Below are 8407 nucleotides of genomic sequence, written 5' to 3'. Positions count from 1 at the left end.
CCAGTCCCATACCTGCGGCTTGAATACGACAGGCCAAGTTACCTTGAGGCACCAGTTCCAATTCGATTTTGCCTGCACGATAGAGTTCATCGAAGACCCAAGAGTCGGACTGACGCGGGAACGAACAAATGACTTTTTTCACAGCACCCGCTTTGAGGAGCTTGGCTAAACCATAGTCGCCATTGCCAGCATTGTTACTGACGATGGTGAGGTCTTTAATGCCGAGTTGAATTAAGCCATCAATCAGTTCAGCAGGTTGTCCTGCTGTGCCAAAACCACCAATCATGATGGTTGAGCCATCCTTTATTTGCGAAAGTGCTTCTGTTAAAGAAGCTGAACTTTTATCAATCATAATATTGTCCTAGGTACAGCGTACCTATTAACTTTTAGAACTTGAATTGGAGCGTGAAGCTAAAGCTGAAACTTCAGGACTACGTTTGGTCAAAATCAGATGCGCAGTTAAACCAATGACGATGCCCCAAAAAACTGAACTTAGGCCTAAAAAATGCATACCTGAAGCTGTAGCTAAAAAGGTAATGAGTGCAGAATCGCGTTGAGATTCATCTTTCATGGCTACAGCGATATTGGTTGAAATCGCACCCAATAAAGCCAAGCCAGCCAAAGCAGCAACAAGCTCTTTCGGTAGCAAACTGAAGAGCAGAACGATACTGCCTGCGAACAAACCACCTAAAATATAGAAAATGCCGTTAGCAACGCCTGCGATATAGCGTTTTTCTTTTAACTCATGCGCATCTTTGCCCATACACAGTGCAGCGGTAATGGACGCCAAAACGATGGTGATACCGCCGACACATGCAACAGCTAAAGAAGCAATACTGGTAGTGGTAATAATCGGCTTGGCAGGCATGTCATAACCGCTCAGTTTCATAATGGCCATGCCTGGTAAAAACTGTCCTGTCAGGCTGACTAAAATCAAAGGCAGGGCAAGGTTTAAGGTTGAGTGCCAAGTCCATTCAGGGCTGATGAACTGAGGAATAGCAAGTTGAAAATTTAAACTTACCGCATTCATTTCACCAAGCCCAAAGCTCAAGGCCACACCTGAAAGCAGTACCCAAAGCATGCTATAGCGTGGTGAAATTCGTTTTGCGACTAAAAAGACAAACAGCATGCTAAACACAATAATCGGCATACTGTTAGTTGCGCTAAAAAGACCTAAACCAAACTGAAATAGGATACCTGCCATCATCCCAGCGGCTACCGATTGCGGAATCCATTTCAATAATTTATCGAAGTAACCACTGATCCCAATCAGGAAAATCACCACAGCCGAGGTGATATAAGCGGCTACAGCTTCATTTAAACTAATGTTTGGGAACAGCGTGACCAATAACGCTGTACCCGGTGCAGACCATGCGGTAATCACAGGGACTTTAAATTTAATGGAAAGAAAGATCCCTGCCACGGCTGCCCCAATAGAAATACCCCAAATCCACGAAATCATCATGGTCGGGGAAACTTGAGCTTGTTGCGCAGCCTGAAAGAAGATAATGAGTGGTCCTGAATAGGAAATCAGCACTGCCAAAAATCCTGCGACAGTGGCTGAAATAGACCAATCCTCTTTCAAAGTTTTAAACAGGGTAGCCATTCATTTGCCTCCATGCAGACATGATCCTGTATATAAAGTTTTGTGACGATCAATTAGCCTTGATCGCCACCGCCTACAGGAACCACTGTACCTGTCATATATGACGAATCATCTGAAGCAAGGAATACAATCGCATTGACTTGTTCCTGAATCGTGCCATAACGGTTCATAAAACTACGATCAATGGTTTGATCGACCACTTGTTGCATCCACGTTTTTTCATTTTCAGACAATGGATTTGCATTACGTGGCACTTTACGTGGCGGTGCCTCGGTTCCACCTGTCGCAACTGCATTCACTCGGATGCCATCTTTGGCATGTTCAAAAGCGAGTGATGCAGTGAGAGCATTGACCCCACCTTTGGATGCCGAGTACGGCACACGGTTGATGCCACGAGTCGCAATAGAAGACACATTTACAATCGTACCTTTCTGATTTTTAATCATTTCAGGTAGAACTGCGCGACAACACCACAGCGTTGGAAATAATGAGCGATTCACTTCTTTGATGATTTCTTCTTCAGAGAACTCTTCAAAGGGTTTCATCCAAATTGCACCACCGACGTTGTTGATGAGCACATCGACACGTCCATAAACCTCAAGTGCTTTGTCTACAACGCTTTGTGCGCCTGCGAAGGTTTCAAGGTTGGCTTTGACTGTTATTGCATCACCTTGTTTTGCTTCAATTTCGGCTAATGTTTCATCGACATAATCAGATAAGTCGGCTAAAACAACCTGTGCACCTTCATCAGCCACTTGGAGTGCAACACCGCGACCAATGCCTTGAGCGGCACCAGTCACAATCACGACTTTGTTTAAAAATCTTTGATTTAACGCCATTTTTTAACTCGCTCATCATCCGATATAAAGATGATTTTCTAAATTTATAAATTTGGCACGCCGGCGTCCTAACATTTGAATATCACTTACCGGATTAACCTTTGGTTGGACTTACTTTCCTTTTGGGAAAAGTAAGCAACACTGCAAAACTCGTCAGAAACCGATTACTTGATATCTTTCTCGCAGAAAAGGCTTTTTTACCAAGCAGTTTGGCCTCGAACAATTGCGAATGACGTTTTCGCGTATCATTTTTTCTATGGCTTAAATATTGGGTGATCTATTAGTTTGCAGAGAATTTTTCAAACAGGAAGTTTGCAGGCTTTACACCTTCGCTATCTAACCAACCACGAACAGCATCGACCATAGGTACAGGACCACAGAGGTAGACATCAACATCACCGCCATTGAGCCATTCATTGTCAATATGCCCAGTCACATAACCTTTACGCTCATGTGCAGAGTCTGGACTTGCAACCACGGTACGGTATTCAAACCATGGAAGTTTAGCTTGGAGGGCATTGAGCTGTTCTAAAGCCACTAAGTCGAAATCATTGGTAACACCAAACACTAAACGAACAGGGTGTTCAGCGCCTTTTTCTTCTAATGTTTGTAACATAGACATAAAGGGTGCAATACCAGTACCGCCTGCAAGCATAACCACAGGACGAACCACATTACGCAAGTAGAAGCTACCAAATGGACCAGTAAACGTCATTTTGTCGCCCGCTTTGGCAGCACCACTTAAAAAGCTACTCATTTTGCCATTCGGCACATTACGGACCACGAAACCAGTTAAACGGTTGCCCGGTTTCGAGCTAAATGAATATGAACGCGTTTCTGCTGTCTCTGGAATGCCGACGTTGACATATTGACCAGCAAGGAAGTGAATGTCAGGTTGGCCTTCATCGAGCTGAATATCAAAAGTAATGGTCGATTCTGATAAATTTTCGACAGAGACTAAAGTGCCTTGGTACTGGTGGATTTCGGTTTTACACACTTCAGATGACGCTTGAATTTGGAATACAGCATCCGAGGTTGGGCGACATTGGCAAGCCAGAATATAGCCTTGTTCCGCTTCTTCTGGTGTTAACGCATCTTCAATATACGTCTCTTCAGGCATGTCATAACTACCAGATTCGCAAAAAGCGCGGCAAGTTCCACATGCACCATCACGGCAGTCTAGCGGAATGTTAATTTTTTGGCGGTAAGCGGCATCTGATAAAGACTCACCTTGAGTCACGGTAATAAAACGCGTTACGCCATCTTCAAATTGAAGTGCAACATTGTGGTTTGACATGGCTGAATATCCTTTAAAAACTTTGAAACTTGGAACTTTCAGCCAAAACTCCATTTGGCTGAAAGCATACTAAGGATGTGTGGCTAACTTAGAGGTGATAAACATCAATCACTTGGTTGATATAGTCGTTTTTCAGTACCACGTATTTGCTTAAAATTTGTGGTTTTCCACCTGAAAAGTCGATTTCATAACGCGACATACCAAAGTAGCTATAACTGGTTTTGTAGCGGAAGCTCAGCGTATTCCAGTTAAAACGGACGGTAACTTTGTCGCCATCACGCTCAATCATTTCGATGTTGTTCACATTGTGACAAGTACGTGTGTCTGGCATGGTTGCAGAAGAGCGCTCAGTTTTAATGCGGAACACACGGTCTTCTAAACCTTGGCGGTCTGGGTAGTAAATCAGTGAAATTTCAGATTGTGGGTCGGTGGTCAAGGTATCGTCATCATCCCATGCAGGCATCCAAAATGATGCAGAAGGGGCATAACATGCAAGCCAATCGTCCCATTGCTCATCATCTAAAAAACGTGCTTCTTGATACAAAAACTGACTAATTTGTTCGATGCTAACGGTATTGAGTGTTGTCGGAGCATTCATGCCACTTCTCCTTGTTCATTTGCAGTTTCAACAGCCAGTGCTTTTTCATTGGCAATTGCAATTTTCATCATGTCTAACCAATGTTGGTGCTGTGCAAGATAGAGGCCTTCATCCTCAGTTTTGACACCTGAAAGTTTTGGTTTTAGGCCAATTTCATTGGCAGCATCATCCGGGCCCTGAATCCAGTGTTTTGAACCGCGGCACATATCGTTCCATTCCAGTTCAATGCCTGCGTAGCCCGCTTGGCATGCACGGAATTCTTCCAAATCATCAGGTGTTGCCATGCCTGAGGCATTAAAGAAGTCTTCATATTGGCGAATACGGCGCGTACGTGCTTCTGTGTCTTCACCAACAGGCGCGATACAGTAAATCGTCACTTCGGTTTTATTGACTGAAATCGGGCGGAGTACACGAATTTGTGAACCGAACTGATCCATCAAATAGACGTTTGGATAAAGACAAAGGTTACGTGAACGCTCAATCATCCACTTCGACATTGCTTCACCAAATTTTTCAGAGTATTCGTCGGCTTTCGGGAAGTTTGGACGGTCTTCTGGATTCGCCCATTGTGTCCAAAGCAGCATGTGGCCATTGTCAAAACCGTATGAGCCACCGCCTTGTTTACCCCAAGCACCTGCGCTCATGGCACGGATGTTGTCACCCGCTTGTTTTTCTTTACGTTGTTGAGTGGTCGCTGCATAGTTCCAGTGCACCGCAGAAACGTGATAACCATCTGCGCCATTTTCTGCAGTGAGTTTCCAGTTGCCTTCATAGGTGTAAGTAGAAGCACCACGTAAAACTTCGAGACCTTGCTCAGACTGATCCACAATCATGTCAATGATTTTGCTGGTTTCGCCTAAGTATTCTTCTAAAGAGGGAACATCCGGATTTAAACTACCGAATAAGAAACCTTTATAGTTGCCAAAACGTGCAACTTTTTTCAGATCGTGTGAGCCTTCGTGGTTAAAACAGTCTGAATAACCTGCATCTGCTGGATCTTTAACTTTTAAAAGTTTGCCAGAGTTGTTAAATGTCCAACCATGGAAAGGGCAAGTATAGGTTGCTTTATTGCCACGTTTATTACGACAAAGCTGTGCACCACGGTGTGAACAGGCATTAATCATGGCATTGAGTTCACCATTACGGTTACGTGCAATCAGAATAGGCTGACGGCCAATATACGTCGTGTAATAGTCGTTGTTATTTGGAATTTGGCTTTCGTGTGCCAAGTAAACCCAGTTACCCTCGAAGATATACTTCATTTCTAGGTCAAAAAGGGCTTGATCAGTAAAGACTGAACGATGAAGTTTGAATTCGCCTGTTTCAAAGTTGTCGACAAGTAATTCGTCGATACGATCGAGATGGCTAGTATTAATAACTGGGATACGTGGCATGTCCGTTCTCCGACTTTCCAAAAGTGAGGAAGTCCCCGAAATGCGACTTTGCAGTGGCTATTTCGGTTCCAAGGGTAATTAAGCGCTAGCGCGACGACGTTCAACTTCAGTTGATGGTGCAGCCGCTTGGTCTTTCACCAGTTCAACATTGAATTGAATGTGTTTGAATGGACCTGTTAAACCACGGCGCGCAATTTCAGCTTCATCGGTAATATCGACAGCGGTAGCCACTAAGCCTTCACGGGTTGCAAATGCAAAGTCATCCCACAGGTATTGGTCACCCTCAATGTTGAATTGAGTGGTTAACTTGCGGTAGCCTGGCGCAGATACAAAGTAATGTACGTGCGAAGGGCGGTTACCGTGACGGCCTAACTTGTTCAATACAAATTGAGTTGTTCCTTCTGGTGGGCAACCGTAACCGACAGGCATCGTGGTTAAAGCTGTGTATTTACCATCTTGATCGCTAATGATTGAACGACGTAGATTGAAGTCTGATTGGGACTTATCGAAGAAAGAGTAATTACCTAAGCTGTTGGCATGCCAAACTTCAACTTTTGCACCTTCAATAATCTGACCATCAGTGTCAGTCACTGTCCCTTCAATAATTAAAGTCGGAATTTTGCCTTCTTCAGAACCATCATCCATACGTGCAAAACCGACCGACTCAGGTGCACCTGCTACGTATAAAGGACCTTCGATGGTACGTGGTGTTCCGCCTGTAATGCCTGCTTTGGCATCGGCTTCATCTGCACGTAAGTCGAGGTAGTGCTCAAGACCAAGACCAGCCGCAAGTAAACCAAGTTCGTTGGCTTGGCCTGCATCCGTAAAGTATTCTAGGCCTTTCCAAACTTCAGTTTGACTCAAATCTAAGTCTTCGATCGCTTGGAATAAGTCACCCAATAGGCGAACCACAATTTGTTGAGTACGTGCGTCTACAGGGCCTGTTGCTGTATCCACATTCATTGTTTTGACTAGTGCATCAATCTGTTGACGATTCATACTATTGCTCCTTAAGTATGTTTGCTGTGTGGTGGCTGGCTTTATGAATAGGTTGAAAAGCTAGCTGCCACGCTCCTTGTTAATTTCTTTCACTGGATTACTCATTACGTTCCAGTGATTAAACTGCATTAAATCTTTTTAAATTAGCGATCATCTTCGCGAATAGACGATGGATGTCGGTTCAAAGGCATCACTTCAATGTTCATATACGGGTACAGGGGTAAACCTTGCAAAATGTTGTGTAGCTCTTCATTGCTGTCTACATCAAAAATACTGATGTTTGAGTACTGACCTGTAATGCGCCAAATATGTCGCCATTTGCCCTGAGCTTGTAGCTCTTGCGAATATGCTTTTTCGACTGCTTTAATTTCACTGGCAGTTTCAGCAGGCATATCCAGTGGAATGTTTACATCCATACGTACGTGAAAAAGCATGTGTAACTCCTAAACGGTTAAGACGTCGCTTAAGCGCGGCGCAGCTGATCAATCTTGTTTTCATCTAACTCAATACCGAGTCCTTTGCCTTGGGGCAGATGTAAGGCGAAGTCCGTGTATTGAAGTGGGGTTTTTAAAATATCTTGGGTTAACAACAGTGGGCCGAATAACTCGGTGCCATAAGCTAAATTTTCAAAGGTCGAAAACAAATGTGCCGAAGCAATCGTGCCGACTGCACCTTCAAGCATGGTGCCACCGTATAGGTCAATTCCTGCTAAGTTGGCAATCTTTGCGACTTCATGACCTTCGATTAGTCCACCAGACTGAGCTACTTTGACTGCAAAAACAGAGGCTGCATTGGTTTTGGCTAAACGGTAGGCTGAGCTCGGCCCCATGAGCGATTCATCCGCCATAATGGCAAGATCAAAACGTCGTGTTAAACGCTGCATCGCATCAATGTTGTCGATTGCACAAGGCTGTTCAATCAGGTCAACACCACCATTTTGTAGCAGTTGAATGCCTTTAATCGCATCTAGCTCAGACCAGGCACGGTTCACATCAACACGGATGGAAATGTCTGAACCCAATGCTTGTTTAATCGCAAGAACATGTTCAACATCTTCTTCTACACGACGTGAGCCAATTTTAAGTTTGAAAATATTATGGCGTTTCGCCTCAATCATTTTTTGAGCTTCAGCAATATCTTTTTCAGTATCACCAGATGCCAACACCCAGAGCACAGATAAGCTGTCACGCAAACGCCCGCCCAATACTTCAGACAAGGGTAAATCTAAACGTTGTGCTTGGATATCTAGCAGGGCGGTTTGAATTGCGCATTTGGCAAAACGGTTACCATTAATGTTCTTTTTCAAAGCACGCATGGTTTGTGCGATGTTTGGAGCTTTAAGGGACTTCAATAAAGGTGCAAAATAAGTTTCAATATTGGTCTTAATACTTTCAGGGCTTTCTTCACCGTAGCCCAGTCCGCCAATCGTTGTTGCTTCACCCCAGCCGACAAAGCCATCTTCAGTGCTAACTTTCACCAAAACAAGCGTTTGCGTTTGCATAGTCGCTACCGCCATTTTGTGCGGGCGAATAGTGGGGATTTCGACGAGTAAGGTTTCTATAGATTTATACATCTTAACTCTGCGCAGCCTTGCGTTGTGTACCTGATGTGATATACCTTAAAAGAATAAATATGAACTGTCGAAGATCAAATTAGCATTTTAATATATCTTAA

Annotated in this window: 9 protein-coding genes; all 9 read right to left on the bottom strand. The window is 44.0% G+C overall.

All coding sequences use genetic code 11. The features are described from left to right. Window positions 1-352 (bottom strand): 3-oxoacid CoA-transferase subunit A (locus tag B9T36_RS18780; RefSeq protein WP_139841377.1); only part of this gene is annotated, 352 nt, incomplete at its 3' end. A gap of 27 nt (window positions 353-379) precedes the next feature. Then, window positions 380-1606, bottom strand: coding sequence for a benzoate/H(+) symporter BenE (gene benE / locus B9T36_RS18775; protein ID WP_086210938.1), 1227 nt, complete (start codon window positions 1604-1606; stop codon window positions 380-382). A gap of 53 nt (window positions 1607-1659) precedes the next feature. Next, entirely contained in the window at window positions 1660-2445 is a 786-nt protein-coding gene (gene benD / locus B9T36_RS18770; protein WP_086210937.1) for a benzoate diol dehydrogenase BenD, read from the bottom strand. Window positions 2446-2725: 280 nt separating this feature from the next. Further along, a complete protein-coding gene (gene benC / locus B9T36_RS18765) occupies window positions 2726-3742 on the bottom strand; it encodes a benzoate 1,2-dioxygenase electron transfer component BenC (RefSeq protein ID WP_086210943.1) in 1017 nt (338 codons plus the stop codon). Between the two features lie 88 nt (window positions 3743-3830). Beyond that, window positions 3831-4340, bottom strand: coding sequence for a benzoate 1,2-dioxygenase small subunit (gene benB, locus B9T36_RS18760; RefSeq protein WP_086210936.1), 510 nt, complete (start codon window positions 4338-4340; stop codon window positions 3831-3833). After that, window positions 4337-5734 (bottom strand): benzoate 1,2-dioxygenase large subunit, encoded by a 1398-nt coding sequence (gene benA / locus B9T36_RS18755; RefSeq protein ID WP_086210935.1) that lies wholly within the window; start codon window positions 5732-5734, stop codon window positions 4337-4339. The genes benB and benA overlap by 4 nt, the downstream gene beginning before the upstream one ends. Before the next feature lie 78 nt (window positions 5735-5812). Then, entirely contained in the window at window positions 5813-6733 is a 921-nt protein-coding gene (gene catA / locus B9T36_RS18750; protein ID WP_086210934.1) for a catechol 1,2-dioxygenase, read from the bottom strand. Window positions 6734-6876: 143 nt separating this feature from the next. Beyond that, window positions 6877-7167, bottom strand: a complete 291-nt coding sequence (gene catC / locus B9T36_RS18745) for a muconolactone Delta-isomerase (RefSeq protein WP_005399484.1) — start codon at window positions 7165-7167, stop codon at window positions 6877-6879. 29 nt (window positions 7168-7196) lie between these two features. Further along, window positions 7197-8306, bottom strand: a complete 1110-nt coding sequence (locus B9T36_RS18740) for a muconate/chloromuconate family cycloisomerase (protein ID WP_086210933.1) — start codon at window positions 8304-8306, stop codon at window positions 7197-7199. Between the last annotated feature and the right edge of the window lie 101 nt (window positions 8307-8407).

The organism is Acinetobacter sp. ANC 4204 (assembly GCF_002135205.1).
GTDB lineage: Bacteria > Pseudomonadota > Gammaproteobacteria > Pseudomonadales > Moraxellaceae > Acinetobacter.
This window is presented reverse-complemented; position numbering and strand designations above follow the sequence as displayed.